Here is a 17,227-nt window from a genome sequence, read left to right as displayed (position 1 = left end):
ACGTCTGTGAACAAGTATTACGTACCTGGACTGAGTAACAACGGGTGATATAAATTATGGTGAATGCAACGAAGTGGCTCGGTTTGGCTGCAACCGTCGTAAGCGTCGTCGTCATACTCTTGCCGGCTGTCTTCTCGGTTCCACACACACAGGCACTGACGAACCTGCTGGTGGGCGAGGTAGCGGCGCTCGCCGTCGGTCATTCCACGTACCGGGCGGCCTCGGGTAAGCAGGCCGTCCCGCTGGCAGCGGTGACGGGCATCGTCTGTGGATTGTTACTGACGGTGTCGCCGATGTTCCTCTATGCCGTCGACCCGTTCCTGACGGTCATGCTCCTCTTCGGACTCGTCGTCACGGCCGGTGGCGCGGCGGCACTCGTCGACCGCTACGTCGGTGGCGAAGAAGGGCGCCAGACCGGCGCCCAGCGCATCGCGAAGCGCGCTGGCAACTGACCGGTCGCGCTCGACCGGGCAGACCACAACGGTTTTTGCGATTCCCGGGTCCTTCTCGAACGATGCCGGTTATAGAGTGTGACGAGGCTGTCACCCGAGAGCAGTTAGCCGACGCTGGGGTCACTATCGAGGAGGGAAACACCGGCCACGAGCGCTGGCGCGCGGAGTACGGCGGCGCGACGGCCGTCGCATACGAGGGGAAGGTCGTCGTGCAGGGCGACGACACCGCCAAACTGGAGGCGCTCCTGCGTGGCGAGGACGGCGGGCGCGTCCACGCCTACTTCGACGGCGCGTGCCGCGGGAACCCCGGGCCGGCCTCGGTGGGGTACGTACTCGTCGACGACAGCGGCATCGTCGCCGAGGGCGGCGAGACCATCGGCCGCGCGACGAACAATCAGGCCGAGTACGCCGCCCTGATCAAGGTCCTCGAAGTCGCCGCCGACTACGGCTTCGACGAGATACACGTCCGCGGGGATTCGGAACTCATCGTCAAGCAAGTACGCGGCGAGTGGAATACGAACGACCCGGACCTCCGGGAGAAGCGGGTTCGGGTCCGGGAACTGCTGACCCAGTTCGACCAGTGGGACATCGAGCACGTTCCGCGAGAGATAAACGACCGCGCGGACCAACTAGCCAACGACGCACTCGATGACTGACCTGCCAAGCGAGACGGTCGACGAGGTGGAACGTCTCACCAGACTCGCCCGGGAAGCGGTCGACGAAGACGAAGCGGCGGCGTACCGGGCGGAACGAGCGGCACTTCTCGACGAACGCGGCTACACCTCGCGGATTCGCGAGGAAGATACGGGCGAGATACTCGTCTGTCACCCCGCCGAGTGGGTCGAGGACGGCGTCATCCGCCCGGACCGCGTCGAGGACACTGACCGCGGTGTCGAAGTCAGACTCTCCGGGCCGGAGGCGCCCGACGAGTGGGAGACGGTCGAAGAACAGAACCGTCGTGTCGTCGACGCGGTCCGTGCGGACTACGGCGACGTCCACGGTGCTACCGCCGACGCGCTCGCCGATTTCATGGGCAACCACTACGCGAAGCCGATCGCGGACGCGACGACCGACGAACTGCGAGAGTTCCGCGAGGAGTACTTCCAGCGGAACGTCTGGCCGACCGACGAACAGCGGGCGCTGCTCGAGGAGTCGGTCCGTGTGACGGTCGAAAAAGCGGGTGGTCGGTTACCGGAGCAGTAAGTCGGTTACTCCTGAGCGTCGACGAGGTCGTGGAGCTCGTCGGCGCGGTCTTCGCCGGTGACGAACTTCGAGAACTCCCAGCCGAGCTGGTCGAGGACGGCGTCTTTGCCGTTGTCGGTCAGGGAGTACTGGTTGGTACGCTTGTCGAGTTCGCTCTTCTCTACCAGTTCCATCTCGACGAGGTCGTCGAGGTTGGGGTAGAGACGCCCGTGGTTGACTTCGTCGCTGTAGTACGATTCGAGTTCGCGCTTGATCGCGAGGCCGTATCGTGGCTCTTCTGCGAGAATGACGAGGATGTTTTGCTGGAACGCGGTCAAGTCCTTTGCAACGCCGGGGCTACCCTTGATGGATTGTGCCTCTGACATGGTTAGTTAAATGTCATCAAGCTATTTAACACTTGTTAACTCCGACGTACGAACGATTACTACCGGACGACAGAGACCCATATTTCATATAGCAACAACTATCGAAAATGCGGTATGTCCAGCAGTTGTACGGGCCAAACCCGTCTAGTTCCTGTCGCGTAGGGTGCCCTGAAGCTGTCTCTGCCGTGTTGGATAACTCTGAAAGAGTACTACATAAATACTTTGTGTATTACGAAGAGCGCGTCGTACGCACGATTCGCCCGTTCGACGCCGGGCCGTCTCGCTGCCTCCGCGCCGTCGCTCCGGGACGATTACGAAAGTAACTTTTGCCGGCGTCGCGCAGTCGCGGGTGATGACGAACCTCTGGGAAGACCTCGAAACCGGACCGAACCCGCCCGAAGAGATCTACGCCGTCGTCGAGTGCCTCAAGGGCGAGCGCAACAAGTACGAGTACGACAAGGACATCCCCGGCGTCGTCCTCGACCGCGTGCTCCACTCGAACGTTCACTATCCCTCGGACTACGGGTTCATTCCGCAGTCGTACTACGACGACGAGGACCCCTTCGACGTCCTCGTCCTCGTCGAAGACCAGACGTTCCCCGGCTGTGTCATCGAGGCCCGCCCAGTCGCGCTGATGAAAATGGACGACGACGGCGAACAGGACGACAAGGTCATCGCCGTCCCGAGCGAGGACCCGCGCTACGACCACATCGAGGACCTCGACGACATCCCCCAGCAGCAACTCGACGAGATAGACGAGTTCTTCGCGACCTACAAGAACCTCGAAGCGGGCAAGGAAGTCGAGACGCTCGGATGGGAGGACAAGCAGGCCGCGATGGACGCCATCGAGCACGCCCAAGACCTCTACGACGAGCAGTTCAACTGAACCGCGCTCGACCGCCCTTTTCTTTCGTGTCGTCCGTGTCCTCGTCCACGCCAGCGACAGCCCCGTCGGTCGAGAGCGCACGACGGATACGGGACGTATGCTCTCCGATAATATCGGCAGTCGTTGCCGATTATGTATGAGCATGGGTAATGTTTTGAGGATGGCGGCCGGTGTTACAGATACAATGGCGACCGATCAATCCGAGACGACACTTGCCGACGCCAGTGGTGGAGCGGAGCGAGAGGATCCGACGCCGCCGGGCATCGCCCACCTGACAGTCGTCCCGGAGAACGCAGAGCGGTAAGCGACGCGACGGCGACGGCGAGCGTTTTGCCGGTGTCCGTGACACAGCCACGAAAAGAAGCTTCTTGTCCCCGACCGGTCTAACGACGGGCATGGGTCTATTCGACCGTCTGAAAGGTGACGACGCTCCCCGCGTCGCCTTCTTCGGCATCGACGGCGTGCCGTACAGCCTCATCGACGAGCATCCGGACGTGTTCCCGAACCTCACCGACCTCAAGACCGAGGGGAGCGGCGGCCCCATCGACAGCATCGTGCCGCCCGAGTCCAGCGCTTGCTGGCCCGCTCTGACGACCGGCGTCAATCCCGGCCAGACTGGGGTCTACGGCTTTCAGGACCGCGAGGTCGGCTCCTACGACACGTACGTTCCCATGGGTCGGGACGTGCAGGCGACGCGCCTCTGGGACCGGGTCACCGAGGCTGGTCGAGACGCGACGGTGCTGAACGTCCCCGTGACGTTCCCGCCCCAGCGCAACGTCCAGCGCATGGTTTCTGGGTTCCTCTCGCCCGGCGTCGACAAGGCCGCCTACCCCGACGAACTGCGCGACCGACTCGAAGAGACGAACTACCGCATCGACGTCAACGCCAAACTGGGTCACGACGAGGACAAGACGGAGTTCATCGAGGACGCTCACGAGACGCTCGAAAAGCGCTACGAGACGTTCTCACACTACGTCGAGCAGGACGACTGGGACCTCTTTTTCGGCGTGTTCATGACCACCGACCGGGTCAACCACTTCCTGTTCAAACACTACGAGCAGGACGGTGAGTACCAGCAGGAGTTCTTCGACTTCTACGAGAAGGTCGACGAGTATCTGGGCAAACTCCGCGAGCAACTCGCCGACGACGTGACGATGGTCGTCGCCTCGGACCACGGCTTCACCACGCTCGAGTACGAGGTCCACTTCAACGAGTGGCTCGAACAGGAGGGGTGGCTGGAGTTCGAGGACGAGGACCACTCCGAACTGGGTGACATCAGCGAAGACGCCAAAGCCTACTCGCTCATCCCCGGCCGGTTCTACATCAACCTCGACGGGCGCGAACCCGACGGCGGCGTCGACGAGGACGAGTACGAGTCGGTTCGGAACGACCTCAAGGAGAAACTCGAGGCCCTCGAAGGCCCGAACGGCAACAAAGTCGCCGACCGCGTGGTCACCCGCGAGGAGGCGTTCCGCGGCGACCACGACGACATCGCCCCGGACCTCGTCGTCGTCCCGAACCACGGCTTCGACCTCAAGGCCGGGTTCAAGGGCAGCGAGGACGTCTTCGACGTCGGCCCCCGCAACGGGATGCACTCGTTCGACAACGCGACGTTGCTGATCGACGACGCCGACGCCACCGTTCGAGACGCGGACCTCTACGACATCGCGCCGACGATTCTGGAACTGCTAGAACAGGACTACGAACGGACCGAGTTCGACGGCGGCAGTCTACTGTAGACCCACTGTATCGAGCGGTTCGGACGTGAACCGCCGTCTCACCGACGACGAACGAAGCGAGTGGCCGGCCGTTCTCGACGTTTTCGCGACGAGTGGTGGCCGGAATCCGTCCGACGAAGTAACAAGTGGAGTTACAGGAGGCTATCCAGATTCTCGTTGTCGAACTCGTTGGGGTCCACGGTACCGCCCTGTGACTTTGCGGCCTCGTTGGCCTTTCGCATGAAGTCGTCGACGCGGCCCGACCGTTCGACGCCCGAGAGGACGACCAGCGCGGCTATCTTGTCCGACCCGAGCGGGAAATCGCCGCCACGGACCTCCATGCTGCCCGTCTCGTCTTCGACCCAGCGGCGAGCGCGTTCGACGCCTTTCCGGGAGAGTCGTTCCGGGTCGCCGGCGACGACCAGCAGGGCTGACTCCGCCTCGACGGCGTTCGGGAGGCTCATACTCGTCAGGAGGGCGTTGCGGGTGACGCTCGTGATGGTGTTGACGTTCTCGCTTGGGTCCTCGCTGGCCTGTGCACTGGCGTAGCCGATAGAGGATATACCGCCGCCACGGAGCGTGTTGATGATCTCCGAGGAGTCGACGACGCTCTCGCCGACGCCCTCGACGGCCTCGCCGGAGGCGAGCAAGAGGCCGACGCGCTGAGAGATGGCGTCGTTGATTCGCTTGTAGCCGTCGGCGACGCTGTCGCCGCTCCCGCGCCACGCGTCGTTGTCGACGAGGAGCAGCGAGTCGGACTCGCGGGCGGCCGTCTTGAGCGAGCGACCGGCGTTGGCCTGATAGAGGCCGCCTTCGTCCTTGCCGGGGAGGATGCCGAGGACGTACACGGGCATCTCGTAGATGCGCTTCAGTTCGCGCGCCAACATCGGTGCGCCGCCAGAGCCAGTCCCGCCGCCGAGACCGGCGACGATGACGACGGCCTCCGCCTCGGTCGTGATGCGGCCGTCGAGGTTCTCTAGTACCTCCGTGGCGTTTTCTTGCATTATCTGTGCGCCCAGTTCGTTGTCGCCACCGACGCCGTGGCCCTTCACCCGGTCCTGTCCGATGAGGGCTGTGTCGATGTCGAGGTTCTGGAGGTCCGGTCTCGCGGTGTTCACCGCGAGCGCGCCGCGAACGGCGTTGAACCCCATCTCGTAGTCGAACTCTGCGAGGGACTGTGTGACCTTCCCACCGGCCTGTCCCACACCAATCAGGACGACTTTCATATCCAACGTCTCTGGCGGGTAACTAATCAACGTTGCCCTGTTTCGAGAGGGGCTGCCGGGGATACCGGGGTTCGACGCGACGCCCGGTGGCGGGCCGCGGGGGCGCTCACTCGATACTGAGCGTGTAGATGCGCTTTCGCGCGTCCGCAAAGGAGAACCGGGAGTCGACGACGCCGACCTCTTCGAGTCGGTTCAGCGCGTATCGGACCGTTCGAGGCGGCAAAAGCGTCTCCTCGGCGAGTTGGCTCTGGGTAAGCGTCTCGTTGTACTCCAGTACCTTCGCGACGAGTTTCGCGCTCGGGGGCAGGTCTCTGATGGCCTCCCACCCGACTGACTCCTCGTCCTCGTCCTCTACGCGTTGGATGTCGGATGCACTCATGTACTCTCCCCTATCGGATACAGGATAATAATATTTCTCCTTCTCTCTCATGCGCACGAGAAATCTTGCGGCAACATTATCGGCGGCTGATGGCGGTCACGCCCGAAAGTTTACTTCCGAACCCATCCCCATTGGGCGTGTGGACGAAGTCGAGGTCAGCACGGTGGTGTATGCGCCCCCCGAGGAGATGTACGAGTTCCTGCTCGACTTCCCGGGGTACGCGCGCTACTCGGAGTACATCGACCGGGTTACACAGGACGGTGACGGAACGCCGGGGACCAACTACGACCTCGTGTTCTCGTGGTGGAAGCTCACCTACACCGCGCGTTCGGAGGTGACCGGGGTCGACGAACCCGAGCGTATCGACTGGCGTATCGTCAAGGACATCGACGCCGATGGGTACTGGTACGTCGAGGAGGTGTCGGCGCCGGACGGCGTCGACGTCGCCTCGCGAGTCGTCCTCCACATCGAGTTCGATCCGGACTCGGCGTCGTCGAACGCCGTCGACCTGCCACGACTCGTCTCGCTGGACTGGGTCATCGAGAAGGTCAAACCGTTGATCCACAAGGAAGCGACGCGAATCGTCGAGCGGGTCGTCGCGGATATCGAAGGGGAGCGCCGCGACGTCGACCTAGCGATTCAGACGGGGCCGGACTCGGTCTGAGTCCGGCCGGCGCCCGGTCGATTACTCGACGTCGGGCGTCTCGTAGTCGCCGCCGTACCGCATGAAAAAGTACGCGAGACCCAGCGTCGCGACCATCACGAAGGAGGTGGCGACCCCGAGCGTCTTCGCGCCGTTCGGGACTTCCGGAGACCCGCCGCCCCCGCCGCCGCCACCACCGCCGCCCGAGGTGGGGTAGTCGGTACCGACGACGACGGCGCCTTTCATACCGAGGCCTTCGTGGGGCACACAGACGTAGTTGAAGATTCCGTCCTCCTCGAAGGTGTATTCGTAGTTGACGCCAGCGGACGAGACGGGCGACCCGGAGTCGAGTGGGCCGTCGCCCTGTGACTTGACGTTGTGGCCACCGCCCTCGCCCGTCCACTCGAACTTCACGGTCGCCCCGTTGTCGACGTGGACTGCGGGTGGGTCGAACGCGTACGCGCCACCGTTGCCTTCCGCGCCGACAGTGACGGTTACCGTATCCTGCCCGGTCGCATCGACCGTCTCGCCGTCGAAGTTCTGGACGTTGCTGAACCAACTGCCGTAGTCCGGCGGACCGCCACCGCCGCCACCGCCGTCGCTCGAGTTGTTTCCGCCGCTTTCCTGTGCAGTAGCGGTCCCCGCGGCAGCGGAGGCCGCGGTGGCCCCTGCGGCGGTCCGCATGAACGCCCGGCGAGACACGTCCGCACTACCGTCTGTCATACTTCGGGTTTGGACGGTCCCCGTCGTGAATATGTCGGTTTCCAATCGCCCACCGTGACCGCTTTCCGAACTCCTTTCCGGCGTAGGCACTTGGGTCCCGTACATGTCTCAGCAGGACTCTACCACCGATAGCGTTCCGCGAGCGAGCGGCATGCCGATGCTCGGCCTCGGAACGTGGCAGAACGACGACCCGGACGCGTGTGCGACGAGCGTCCAGACGGCGCTCGAAGCCGGCTATCGCCACGTCGACACCGCACAGGCCTACGGCAACGAGGCCGCCGTCGGCGACGGTATCGCCGCGGCCGACGTCGACCGGGAGGACGTCTTCCTCGCCACGAAGGTCTGGACGTCGAACCTCTCGCACGACGACGTCCTCGACAGCGTGGGCGACAGCCTCGACGACCTCGGCGTCGACGCCGTCGACGTCCTGTACGTCCACTGGCCGAGCGGTGACTACGACGCCGAAGGCACGCTGGCGGCGTTCGACGAACTGTACGAGCGGGGCAAGATACGGAACGTCGGCGTCTCGAACTTCGAACCACACCACGTCGAAGAGGCGATGGACGTTCTCGACGCCCCGCTGTTCGCCAATCAGGTGGAGATGCACCCGTTCCTCCCCCAGCGAGAACTCCGGGCCCACGCCGCCGAGTACGACTACGAACTCGTCGCGTACTCGCCGCTGGCCCGCGGCGAGGTGTTCGAGAGCGACGTTCTCACCGACGTCGCGGACGACCACGGCGTCAGCGCCGCACAGGTCAGTCTCGCGTGGCTGCGCGAGAAGGGCGTCACGGCGATCCCGAAGGCCACCGGTCGCGACCACATCGTCGACAACCTGTCGAGCAGTTCCCTCGCCCTCTCGGACGAGGCAGTCGCCCGCATCGACGACGTCGAACGGACCGACCGGCGCATCGATCCGTCGTTCGGACCCGACGCGTGGGACTGACGGGTCGGAAACACACGTCGTCCGTCGTCGCTACGCCGGTCGGTGAACCGACCGGTTCTCTGTCGTTAGGCTGTCAGGACGGGCGTATCGGCCTGAAACCTTTAACGGTGGGAGGGGTAAACTGGCGAGTATGGCTACCGGGAGTGACGGGGTCGTCAGTGGGATACGCGTCGACCTCAGGCGGTTACACGAGACGTGGATGGAGATTGTCTACCCGCGCCAGCGCAACGCGGGCGACACTGTACTGGGCACGTGGACGCCGGACTCGCAGTTCGGCATGCTGCTGTATCGACTGTGGTCTGCCATCGGCGTCCCGGTCATCGGCCTCGTCTACCCCCTCGTGTTGCTCGGCGCGTTCCTCCGGTTCCAGACCCGCCGCATCGACGGGACGGCGACGCGGTTGGGCGTCGTCGGCGTCGTCCTCCTCTCGGTACTCGTCTGGGGCGGGCTCACCGCGCTGGCGCGGTTCGAACTGGACCTCGTCGCCGGTGGCGTCCTCGCCATCGGTCTCGCGGGTGTCGTCGCGACCGTCTCGGCGGCGCTTGCGGTCGGAGCGCGTACGGTGGGCGGGCGCGGGACGACAGTCGCGCTGGCCTACCCGTTCGCGATGACGGCCATCTTCCTCCCGCCGGTGGTCGCAGCGCTGTTCTCGAAGACGCTCGCCGCCGTCGTGCTCCCCGGCAGCACCGCGCTCGCCCAGTGGTTGCTCGATACCCTCCTCGCTCCGGTCGGCCTCGCCGACCTGTTCTCCCGGACGTTCGACCTCGAAGGCGCGGCCTACGTGGTGATGTGGGTCGCCATCTCGTTCCCCGTCGGGTGGGTTCTGGGACTGCTGGTGACGCTCGCGGACTTCGTCCGACCGACGGAATGACCGCGAGGACAACGTTTAGGCGCGCTCCACCCCAACCCTCGACCGGCATGGAATTCGACCTGACAAAGACCGCCGCCGCCTTCGTCTTGCTCTTCGGCGTCCTCGCCGTCGGCACGTTGATGAGTCCGATGACCACCAGTACCGTGATGATGGTGCTGGGTGGACTGCTCGTGTTCGGCGTCGTGACGCTCCTTCTGGGCGTCAAACACGGGGAGTACCGCGCCTCACACTGAGATATCGCTCGGTCGAATCACTCGTTCTTCCGGCACGTCGACGCCTTCCGGAGCGACGGCCACGTCGGCGTCGTCGTCGCCGAGCAACACCGTCGCCCCCGCCTGCATCGGCGCGAGCAGGCCGGCCACGATTGCGCCCGCGGTCGTGACGGGTGCGCGAAGCGCGACTGTCGTCTCGTCTGATAGGTCGTTCTCGGCGACGACTCGCTCGCTCGCCGCCAGCAGGTCGCCGTGGGTGTAGGTTCGTTCGCCGGCCAGCGCCGGGTCGTCGGGCGCGACGTCGCCCGGCGGTTGCAGCGGGTTCTCGCTCCACAGTTCGCGCTCGAACTGGGCGACGGTCGGGTCGTCGCTCGGCCCGCCGTAGGCGAGCGCCTTCGTCCCCGGTCCGAGTTCGTAGCGGTCCAGCCACGCCGCCGGGGCGACCAGCGCAGTCGCGTCCACGGCGCCCGGCGGGTCCACGTCGACGATTGCGCCGTCGAGCGTCGCCGCGAGGACGGCCAACAACGGGTCCGGAGCGGTCCCGAGATAGCCGGGTTCGTCGCCGTCGACGGGGTTCTTCGGTCCGGCGACGACGGCGACGCGGGTCCCCTTCCGGACGCCGTAGTGGCGCATGAGGTTCCCGCCCTTCCAGGCGTTCGTACAGAAGTCCCGGTAGCTGTACGGCGCGGTCCGTTCCGGTGCGGTAAAGAGGGGGCCGTCACGGCCGCGCCCGTCTGCGACGAGGTCGCCGAGTACCTGCATGGGCGTCTGTTAGGCGTGCCCGGACAAAAGCCAGACGGAACCCGCGCCGCGGAATCGATCGCTTCGACGCGACCCGCCGAGGCAGTTACAGGGAGTTCTTCAGTTTCTCGAAGAACCCTTCCTCGACGTCGACCTCCTCGCCGCCGGCCTCCGCGAACTGTTCTAAGGCGTCGCGTTGCTCCTCGTTGAGGCTATCGGGCGTGACGACCTGCACCTGTACGTAGAGGTCGCCGTTCCCGCGCCGGCGGAGGCGGGGCATCCCCTTGCCTTCCAGTCGGAACACCTCGCCGCTCTGGGTCCCGGCGGGGATGTCCATCTCGACGTCGCCGTCCAGCGTCGGTACGCTGACCGTATCGCCGAAGACGGCCTGCGGGAAGGAGATGGCGTACTGATGGGAGAGGTCGTCGCCCTCGCGGTCGAAGTCAGGGTGGTCCCGGACTGACAACTGTATCAGCAAGTCGCCGTTGGGACCGCCGCGTTCGCCGGGCGCGCCCTCACGTTCCATCCGGAGCGTCTGGCCGTCCTCGACGCCGGGCGGAATCTCCACCTCCAGCGACGCGTCGTTCTGGACGGTGCCGCTGCCACGGCAGGTCGAACAGGTCTCGTCGTACAGCGTCCCGTCACCCTCACAGCGGCGACAGGTGGCGGTCTGTTGGACTCGTCCCATCGGTGTCTGCTGGACCCGCGTGGTCTGGCCCTGTCCGTTACACTCCGGGCAGGTCTGGGAGTCGGCGCTCGGCGGATGGCCCTTGCCGTCGCAATCGTCACAGGTCTCCGGACGCGTGATGTTCAACTGCTTCGTGGTCCCCGTGTAGGCCTCCTCTAGATCTATCTCCAGTCGGGTCTGGAGGTCTTGGCCCTGTTGCGGGCGGTTGCCGCCGCCTCGGCGACCGCCGCCACCGAAGAACTGGTCGAAGATGTCCTGCATGTCGAACCCGCCGGCGCCGCCACCGAAGGGGTCGCCGCCCATGCCGCCGCGGCCGGCGCCACCGCCGGCGCCGCCGCGCTTCTCGGCCTGTTCGAAGCGCTCGTGACCCATCTGGTCGTACATCTGGCGCTTCTCGTCGTCCGTGAGGACCTCCTTTGCCTTCTTCGCCTTCTTGAACTTCTCCTCGGCGTTCGGGTCGTCGCTGACGTCGGGGTGGAACTCCCGGGCCTTCTCGCGGTACGCCTCCTGAATCTCGTCCTCGGAGGCGTCCCGCGAGACGCCCAGTATCTCATAGAAGTCCTGGCTCATTCGTTGTGCGATGGATACTGGACTCAGCCACTTCAACGGAACGGGTCTGGTACTGGTCGTCGCGTCGACGGGTGCGGCCGCCGTCGGAGCGTGACCGGGGCGCTTATTTCGGTGCCGCTGGACGGATGCACCAATGAGGGGGACCTCCCGGTCGGGCACGCGCGGTGTCGTGACCGTCGAGCGCGTCGCGGTCTGGCTACTCGCAGCGCTGGCCATCGCGGGGCTGGCGGCGCTCGTTGCGGGCCCCGGCGCCGACCTGCGGACGGCGACTCCCAGCGTCGACGTACAGGGCACCTACGACGCCGAGGCCGGGTCGATTACGGTGTCTCACACTGGCGGCGACCGACTGACCGCCACCAGCACGACCGAACTCGCCGTCGTCGTCACCGACGCCGACCGTAACGCGACGACGACGCTGCTGTGGGCCGACGAGGCGTCCGAGTTCCCCGTCACCACGGGCGACTCCGTCACCGTCGACGACCCCCGAGTCGACAGCGACGGCGACGGGGACTACCTCGACGGCGACGGCTCGGTCGGCTTCTACCTCGAATCGGGCGACACCGTCGCCGTCGTCTGGACGGGACGGCTCGTCGGCGCGCCGAACGAGCGGACGGCGACGCTGGGGACGGTCACCGTCGGGGACGGGACTGCGTAAGCGACTGTGACAACACGCACTCGTCTCAGCGAATCTTTACACTCACCTGTGCCGACTGTTCATACATGGCTACCGAGGACGCCTACCGCGAACTGTTCCCGCTTGCCCACCTCGCCGAGAACTCGCCACAACTGGCGCAGGTCGGCGGCCGGTCTATCGCCCTCTTCCACCACGAGGGAACCGTCTACGCCGTCGACAACCGCTGTCCTCACATGGGGTTTCCCCTCTCGAAGGGCACCGTCGACGACGGCCTCCTGACCTGTCACTGGCACCACGCTCGCTTCGAGTTGGCCTGTGGGGACACTCTGGACCTGTGGGCCGACGACGTCCAGACGTTCCCCGTCGAGATACGCGACGGCGACGTGTACGTCCACCCGGACCCCGAACCCGACGTGCCGCCCGAAACCCACTGGCGCAACCGACTGGCCGACGCGATGCAGGAGAACATCGACCTCGTCGCGGCGAAGGCCGTCATCAACGTAGACGACCTCGGCGAGGGTTTCACGACGCCGCTCGAAACCGCCGTGGACTTCGGGACGACCTACCGCTCGATGGGCTGGGGCCGCGGCCTGACGATCCTCGGCGCGATGGCGAACCTCTACGACGACGTGGCCCACGACGAGAAGCTACGCGCGATGTACGTCGGCGTCACCGAAGTCGCCGACGACTGCTCGGGCGAACCGCCACGCTTCGACCAGTACGAACTCAGCAATCGGGACCTCTCGAAGGCCCGCCTCAAGTCGTGGTTCCGTGAAACGTGTGAGGTCCGCGACGACGACGGCGCAGAGCGCTGTCTCCGCACCGCGGCCGCCGTCCTACCCCGCGAGGACGTGATCGAGATGTTGCTGGCCGCGGCCACCGACCACCTCTACATGAACGCCGGCCACACGCTGGACTTCGTGAACAAGGCCGTCGAGACGCTGGACCACGTCGGCTGGGCGCACGCCGAGGACGTCCTCGCCTCGACCGTCGACCAGTTCACCGACGCCAGCAGGAGTGAGGAACTGTCCCAGTGGCGCCAGCCAATCGACGTGGCGGCCCTGTGTTTCGACGCGCACGACGCCCTCCCTGACCTCGTGGCCGCAGGCGAGGGCCGGGAGTGGGACCGACCCGACGACTTCGTCGAGACGTTGCTCGCAGACGACCCCGAAACCGTACTCGACGCGCTGCGGAACGCCATCCGCGAGGGCGCGACGGCCGAACAGGTGACTCGGGCCGTCGCGCTGGCGGCGGCCCGTCGCGTCGCCCAGTTCGCGACCAGCAACGAGTTCAGCGACTGGAACACGGTCCACCACACGTTCAGCTACGCCAACGCCGCCCACGCGCTGGCCGCCCGCACCGACGCCATCGACGCGTACAGACCCTGTTTCGACGGCGCGATGTCGGTGTATCTGGACCGCTTCCTCAACACGCCCGCCGCGCCGATACCCGCCCCCGGTGAGTCGGACCGCGACCCCGCAACTATCCGCGCGGACCTCCTCGCGACGTTCGACGAACAGGGCCGGGTGAACGAGGCCGGCGAACTCGTGAGCGAACACTTCGACGCGGGCGGCGACGTCGACGCCCTGAAACAGGCGCTCGGCGAGGGACTGCTCCGCGAGGACGCCGGCTTCCACGAACTCCAGAACGTCGAGGCCGCGTTCCGGCAGGTGGCGTTCGCGGAATCCAACGACGAGCGACGCCTCCCGCTTATCGCCACCGCTCGCTATCTCGCGGCGCACTTCCCGACCCGCCGCGAACGAGAACAGACCTTCACTATCGCCCACCGCCTGTTCCGCGGCGAGTCGATTCACGGGGAGGAGTAGCGCTCGAAAAACGGGGTGACGGTCGGCGAAGCGGTCGTCGCGTTACGCTCGTCGCTCAGAGCAGGCTCTGACGAGCCGAAGAGGACGCCGACTTACTCGTCGTCGTCGCTTTCGAAAACCTCGCTACACTCGCTTTTCGAAACACCGTCAGAGCAAGCTCTGACGAGCCGAAGAGGACGACGACTTACTCGTCGTCGTCCTCTTCGACGTCCTCGAAGTCGGCGTCGACGTACTCCTCGCCCTGTCCGGCCGCACCGCCCGCGGCACCGCCGGCAGCGCCACCGGGTCCGGCACCGCCCATGCCGCCCGGACCGGCACCCGCAGCGCCACCGGCACCGCCGGCGGCCTGCTGGGCCTGTCCTTCGTACATCTGCTTGCCGATCTCCTGCAGTTCTTCGGAGAGGGCCTCGGTGACCGCCTCGTAGTCCTCGGTGTCGGCGTCCTCGTCTTCGAGGGTCTCCTCGACGTCCGCTATCTTCGCCTCGATGTCGGCGACGAGGTCCTCGTCGATGTCCTCCTCGTTCTCCTCGATGAGCGTCTCGGCGCGGCGCACGGCGGCCTCGGCCTCGTTGCGGGCCTCGATGCGCTTGCGGCGCTCCTCGTCCTCTTCGGCGTGCTGTTCGGCCTCCTCCTGCATCTCCTCTATCTGCTCGTCGGAGAGGCCGGCGCCGCCTTCGATGGTGATGTCTTCCTTGTTACCGGAGCCCTTGTCCTCGGCTTCGACGTTGACGATGCCGTTCTCGTCGATGTTGAACGACACCTCGATCTGGGGCGTCCCGGCCGGGGCCGGCGGGATGCCCGAGAGGGCGAAGGCGCCGAGCAGTTCGTTCTCCTCGGCGATCTCACGCTCGCCCTGGAAGACGCGGATCTGGACCTGCGTCTGGTTGGCCTGGGCCGTGGTGAATATCTTCGATTCCTCCGTGGGAATCGTGGTGTTCTTCTCGATGAGGCGCTCGAACAGGCCGCCCTTGACCTCGACGCCCAGCGAGAGCGGCGTCACGTCCAGCAGGACGATGTCGTCGACGTCGCCGGAGAGGACGCCACCCTGAATCGCGGCGCCCAGCGCGACGGCCTCGTCGGGGTTGACGTTCTTTTTCGGTTCCTGTCCGGTCATCTCCTCGACTTTCTCCTGGACTTGGGGCATCCGGGTCGAGCCACCGACGAGGATGACCTCGTCGATGTCGGACTTGCTGTAGCCGGCGTCCGAGAGCGCCTGCTCCGTCGGGCCGACGGTGCGCTCGATGAGGTCCTCGGTCAGGGACTCGAACTTCGCACGGGTGAGCTTCTGTTCGAGGTCGAGCGGCCCGTCGTCGGTCGTCGCGATGAACGGCAGGTTGATGCGGGTCTCCTTGCGCGAGGAGAGTTCGACCTTGGCTTCCTCGGCGGCCTCGGTGAGGCGCTGGAGGGCCTGTCGGTCCTCGCGCAGGTCGATACCGTGTTCGGCCTCGAACTCGTCGGCCAGATAGTCGATGATGGCGTGGTCCCAGTCGTCGCCCCCGAGGTCGTTGTCCCCGTTGGTCGCGACGACCTCGTAGACGCCGCCGCCGAGATCGAGGATGGAGACGTCGAAGGTCCCGCCACCGAGGTCGTAGACGAGAACCGTCTGATCGGACTCGTCGTCGAGGCCGTAGGCCATCGCGGCCGCGGTCGGTTCGTTGACGATGCGCTCGACCTCGAAGCCGGCGATCTCGCCGGCGTCCTTCGTCGCCTGTCGCTGGCGGTCGTTGAAGTACGCCGGGACGGTGATGACGGCCTTCTCCACCTCGTCGCCGAGGTACTCCTCGGCGTCGTGCTTGATCTTCTGGAGGATCATCGCCGAGACCTGCTCGGGCGTGTACTCCTCGCCGTCGAGTTCGACCGAGTAGTCGTCTTCGCCCATGTGCCGCTTGATGGACTGAATCGTCTCGTCGGGGTTCTTAACGGCCTGATTCTTCGCTGGCTTGCCGACGAGGCGCTCCCCGTCGTCGAACGCGACGACGGAGGGTGTCGTCCGTTCGCCTTCGCCGTTGACGATGATTTCGGGGTCGCCACCTTCCATGACCGCGAACGCACTGTTCGTGGTCCCGAGGTCGATACCCAGAATCTTGTTGCTCGCCATCTTACCCGCTGATAGCGGACTCGGCCGGTTAAAAGTTGCTAGATGGGCTGACTCACGAACCGCGACGAGTGGCCGCCTCCCGGCGGTTTTCGACGCTCACGACGGCGGCGACCGGAGAGTATATGAAGTACCGCAATCCGACCGTTCGGTCGTCGGGAGAGCGCTCACGGCGGGGCCGCCGCGCCGTGTCGAGGGCCGCTCACCGCGTTCGTGCCCTTTGCTACTGCTCCGCGGTTCGTTTCACTCACCGCGTCGCTTCGAGACCCCTCCCTTCGGTCGGCGTCTCGCTACTCCTCGCGGGTCACTGGGTTCCCCGCTCGCCCTTCGAGGGCCGTGCTCCCGTCGGTCGCACGCCCCTCGCTACTCCTCACTGACGGTGACCTGTGCCTCTCGGAGCACCTTCTCGGCCATCTCGTAGCCGGGGCGGTGTACGTCCGCAATCGAGCCAGCCGCTTCGTCGCTCTCGACGCGAGCGAGTACCTGATGCTGGGTCGGGTCGACGTCTTCTCCGGGTTCGGGGTCGATGACCTTGACGTTCTCGGCCGCGAGGACGTCGTCGAGTTGGCGCAGAGTCGACTCGACGCCGCTGCGAATGTCGGTGTCTTCGTCCTGTTGCAGGGCGCGTTCGAGGTTGTCGCGAACGTCTAAGATGCGGGTCACGAGGTCCTCGGTCGCGCGCTGTTTCTCCTCCTCGCGGCGCTCGTCCATCCGTTTCTTGTAGTTCTGGAACTCCGCCTGTTTGCGCTTGAGTTTGTCTTCGAGTTCCTCGGTCTCGGATTCGAGGGCTTCGACCTGACTCTCCAGACTGTCGGCGCGGGTCCGGAGCGCCGCGAGTTCTTGGGCCACGTCTTCGGGGTCCGACTCGGCGACGCGGTCGACCAGTTCCTCGACGGCCGGTTCGTCCGCTCCGGTCACGTCGTCGAGGTCGATATCGTCGGCGTCGATATCGTCGGGGGCCGCTTCCACCTCGACGTCCTCCGGAACGTCGTCGCTTGGGGGCGTCTCCTCCTCGGCGGCGTCCTGCTCAGTCATACACGATAGGAGTCGTC

At 65.6% G+C, this 17,227-nt stretch carries 19 protein-coding genes; 11 read left to right on the top strand and 8 right to left on the bottom strand.

Translation table 11 applies throughout. The features are described 5' to 3' along the window. Nucleotides 1-56 precede the first annotated feature (56 nt). The 3 genes from NDI85_RS05680 to NDI85_RS05670 all read left to right on the top strand — a co-directional run bounded on the left by NDI85_RS05680 (nt 57) and on the right by NDI85_RS05670 (nt 1,655). Nucleotides 57-452, top strand: a complete 396-nt coding sequence (locus NDI85_RS05680) for a hypothetical protein (protein ID WP_188993855.1) — start codon at nt 57-59, stop codon at nt 450-452. Between the two features lie 62 nt (nt 453-514). Continuing rightward, nucleotides 515-1,108 (top strand): ribonuclease HI, encoded by a 594-nt coding sequence (gene rnhA / locus NDI85_RS05675; RefSeq protein ID WP_310915205.1) that lies wholly within the window; start codon nt 515-517, stop codon nt 1,106-1,108. After that, entirely contained in the window at nt 1,101-1,655 is a 555-nt protein-coding gene (locus NDI85_RS05670; protein ID WP_188993858.1) for a rnhA operon protein, read from the top strand. The genes rnhA and NDI85_RS05670 overlap by 8 nt, the downstream gene beginning before the upstream one ends. A gap of 5 nt (nt 1,656-1,660) precedes the next feature. On the opposite strand, the gene NDI85_RS05665 is transcribed toward NDI85_RS05670, so the two are convergent. After that, a complete protein-coding gene (locus NDI85_RS05665; protein WP_188993859.1) occupies nt 1,661-2,020 on the bottom strand; it encodes a PadR family transcriptional regulator in 360 nt (119 codons plus the stop codon). A gap of 352 nt (nt 2,021-2,372) precedes the next feature. Here NDI85_RS05665 and NDI85_RS05660 point away from each other — a divergent pair, with 352 nt between their 5' ends. After that, the gene (locus tag NDI85_RS05660; RefSeq protein ID WP_188993860.1) at nt 2,373-2,906 is read left to right on the top strand and encodes an inorganic diphosphatase; all 534 of its coding nucleotides are present in this window, start codon (nt 2,373-2,375) and stop codon (nt 2,904-2,906) included. Nucleotides 2,907-3,301: 395 nt separating this feature from the next. Then, on the top strand, nt 3,302-4,645 hold the full coding sequence (locus tag NDI85_RS05655; protein WP_188993861.1) for an alkaline phosphatase family protein: 1,344 nt from the start codon (nt 3,302-3,304) through the stop codon (nt 4,643-4,645). 131 nt (nt 4,646-4,776) lie between these two features. Here NDI85_RS05655 and NDI85_RS05650 read toward each other — a convergent pair whose 3' ends face one another. Both NDI85_RS05650 and NDI85_RS05645 read right to left on the bottom strand, forming a co-directional pair. Beyond that, the gene (locus tag NDI85_RS05650; RefSeq protein ID WP_188993862.1) at nt 4,777-5,850 is read right to left on the bottom strand and encodes a tubulin/FtsZ family protein; all 1,074 of its coding nucleotides are present in this window, start codon (nt 5,848-5,850) and stop codon (nt 4,777-4,779) included. 106 nt (nt 5,851-5,956) lie between these two features. Then, nucleotides 5,957-6,229, bottom strand: a complete 273-nt coding sequence (locus NDI85_RS05645; RefSeq protein WP_166968846.1) for a helix-turn-helix domain-containing protein — start codon at nt 6,227-6,229, stop codon at nt 5,957-5,959. Between the two features lie 139 nt (nt 6,230-6,368). Between NDI85_RS05645 and NDI85_RS05640 the strand changes: the two genes are divergently transcribed. Next, a complete protein-coding gene (locus NDI85_RS05640) occupies nt 6,369-6,893 on the top strand; it encodes an SRPBCC family protein (RefSeq protein ID WP_310915204.1) in 525 nt (174 codons plus the stop codon). 21 nt (nt 6,894-6,914) lie between these two features. On the opposite strand, the gene NDI85_RS05635 is transcribed toward NDI85_RS05640, so the two are convergent. Further along, nucleotides 6,915-7,595, bottom strand: a complete 681-nt coding sequence (locus NDI85_RS05635; RefSeq protein ID WP_310915203.1) for a halocyanin domain-containing protein — start codon at nt 7,593-7,595, stop codon at nt 6,915-6,917. Between the two features lie 151 nt (nt 7,596-7,746). On the opposite strand from NDI85_RS05635, the gene NDI85_RS05630 reads away from it, so the two are divergent. From NDI85_RS05630 to NDI85_RS05620, 3 genes are all read left to right on the top strand, one after another. After that, complete coding sequence (locus NDI85_RS05630; RefSeq protein ID WP_310915527.1) at nt 7,747-8,538, top strand: aldo/keto reductase; 792 nt, start codon at nt 7,747-7,749, stop codon at nt 8,536-8,538. Between the two features lie 130 nt (nt 8,539-8,668). Next, the gene (locus tag NDI85_RS05625) at nt 8,669-9,409 is read left to right on the top strand and encodes a hypothetical protein (protein WP_188993867.1); all 741 of its coding nucleotides are present in this window, start codon (nt 8,669-8,671) and stop codon (nt 9,407-9,409) included. Between the two features lie 47 nt (nt 9,410-9,456). Then, a complete protein-coding gene (locus NDI85_RS05620) occupies nt 9,457-9,642 on the top strand; it encodes a hypothetical protein (RefSeq protein ID WP_166968854.1) in 186 nt (61 codons plus the stop codon). Here the strand turns inward: NDI85_RS05620 and NDI85_RS05615 are convergent. Together NDI85_RS05615 and dnaJ are read right to left on the bottom strand one after the other, a co-directional pair. Continuing rightward, nucleotides 9,634-10,383 (bottom strand): hypothetical protein, encoded by a 750-nt coding sequence (locus tag NDI85_RS05615; protein WP_310915202.1) that lies wholly within the window; start codon nt 10,381-10,383, stop codon nt 9,634-9,636. The genes NDI85_RS05620 and NDI85_RS05615 overlap by 9 nt on opposite strands. A gap of 85 nt (nt 10,384-10,468) precedes the next feature. Further along, nucleotides 10,469-11,620, bottom strand: a complete 1,152-nt coding sequence (gene dnaJ, locus NDI85_RS05610) for a molecular chaperone DnaJ (protein ID WP_188993871.1) — start codon at nt 11,618-11,620, stop codon at nt 10,469-10,471. A 133-nt stretch (nt 11,621-11,753) separates the two neighbouring features. Between dnaJ and NDI85_RS05605 the strand changes: the two genes are divergently transcribed. Together NDI85_RS05605 and NDI85_RS05600 are read left to right on the top strand one after the other, a co-directional pair. Then, entirely contained in the window at nt 11,754-12,275 is a 522-nt protein-coding gene (locus NDI85_RS05605; RefSeq protein ID WP_188993873.1) for a type IV pilin, read from the top strand. A 65-nt stretch (nt 12,276-12,340) separates the two neighbouring features. Further along, complete coding sequence (locus NDI85_RS05600; RefSeq protein ID WP_310915201.1) at nt 12,341-14,080, top strand: Rieske 2Fe-2S domain-containing protein; 1,740 nt, start codon at nt 12,341-12,343, stop codon at nt 14,078-14,080. 184 nt (nt 14,081-14,264) lie between these two features. Here the strand turns inward: NDI85_RS05600 and dnaK are convergent, their stop codons facing one another. Together dnaK and NDI85_RS05590 are read right to left on the bottom strand one after the other, a co-directional pair. Beyond that, a complete protein-coding gene (gene dnaK, locus NDI85_RS05595; RefSeq protein WP_310915200.1) occupies nt 14,265-16,178 on the bottom strand; it encodes a molecular chaperone DnaK in 1,914 nt (637 codons plus the stop codon). Between the two features lie 360 nt (nt 16,179-16,538). Continuing rightward, on the bottom strand, nt 16,539-17,210 hold the full coding sequence (locus tag NDI85_RS05590) for a nucleotide exchange factor GrpE (RefSeq protein ID WP_310915199.1): 672 nt from the start codon (nt 17,208-17,210) through the stop codon (nt 16,539-16,541). Nucleotides 17,211-17,227: the final 17 nt, after the last annotated feature.

Source organism: Haloarcula sp. S1AR25-4 (genome assembly GCF_031624555.1).
Classification (GTDB): Archaea; Halobacteriota; Halobacteria; order Halobacteriales; family Haloarculaceae; genus Haloarcula; species Haloarcula pellucida.
The sequence above is the reverse complement of the archived record's forward strand: the minus strand, read 5'-3'. Positions and strand labels throughout refer to the sequence as shown.

Coding starts and splice junctions, on each gene's coding strand:
- NDI85_RS05625 (WP_188993867.1), top strand. CDS start 8,669: ATGGCTACCGGGAGTGACGGGGTCGTCAGTGGGATACGCGTCGACCTC.
- NDI85_RS05605 (WP_188993873.1), top strand. CDS start 11,754: ATGAGGGGGACCTCCCGGTCGGGCACGCGCGGTGTCGTGACCGTCGAG.
- NDI85_RS05635 (WP_310915203.1), bottom strand. CDS start 7,595: ATGACAGACGGTAGTGCGGACGTGTCTCGCCGGGCGTTCATGCGGACC.
- NDI85_RS05645 (WP_166968846.1), bottom strand. CDS start 6,229: ATGAGTGCATCCGACATCCAACGCGTAGAGGACGAGGACGAGGAGTCA.
- NDI85_RS05600 (WP_310915201.1), top strand. CDS start 12,341: ATGGCTACCGAGGACGCCTACCGCGAACTGTTCCCGCTTGCCCACCTC.
- NDI85_RS05615 (WP_310915202.1), bottom strand. CDS start 10,383: ATGCAGGTACTCGGCGACCTCGTCGCAGACGGGCGCGGCCGTGACGGC.
- NDI85_RS05660 (WP_188993860.1), top strand. CDS start 2,373: ATGACGAACCTCTGGGAAGACCTCGAAACCGGACCGAACCCGCCCGAA.
- NDI85_RS05630 (WP_310915527.1), top strand. CDS start 7,747: ATGCCGATGCTCGGCCTCGGAACGTGGCAGAACGACGACCCGGACGCG.
- NDI85_RS05590 (WP_310915199.1), bottom strand. CDS start 17,210: ATGACTGAGCAGGACGCCGCCGAGGAGGAGACGCCCCCAAGCGACGAC.
- NDI85_RS05650 (WP_188993862.1), bottom strand. CDS start 5,850: ATGAAAGTCGTCCTGATTGGTGTGGGACAGGCCGGTGGGAAGGTCACA.
- NDI85_RS05670 (WP_188993858.1), top strand. CDS start 1,101: ATGACTGACCTGCCAAGCGAGACGGTCGACGAGGTGGAACGTCTCACC.
- NDI85_RS05680 (WP_188993855.1), top strand. CDS start 57: ATGGTGAATGCAACGAAGTGGCTCGGTTTGGCTGCAACCGTCGTAAGC.
- NDI85_RS05665 (WP_188993859.1), bottom strand. CDS start 2,020: ATGTCAGAGGCACAATCCATCAAGGGTAGCCCCGGCGTTGCAAAGGAC.
- dnaK (WP_310915200.1), bottom strand. CDS start 16,178: ATGGCGAGCAACAAGATTCTGGGTATCGACCTCGGGACCACGAACAGT.
- dnaJ (WP_188993871.1), bottom strand. CDS start 11,620: ATGAGCCAGGACTTCTATGAGATACTGGGCGTCTCGCGGGACGCCTCC.
- NDI85_RS05655 (WP_188993861.1), top strand. CDS start 3,302: ATGGGTCTATTCGACCGTCTGAAAGGTGACGACGCTCCCCGCGTCGCC.
- NDI85_RS05620 (WP_166968854.1), top strand. CDS start 9,457: ATGGAATTCGACCTGACAAAGACCGCCGCCGCCTTCGTCTTGCTCTTC.
- rnhA (WP_310915205.1), top strand. CDS start 515: ATGCCGGTTATAGAGTGTGACGAGGCTGTCACCCGAGAGCAGTTAGCC.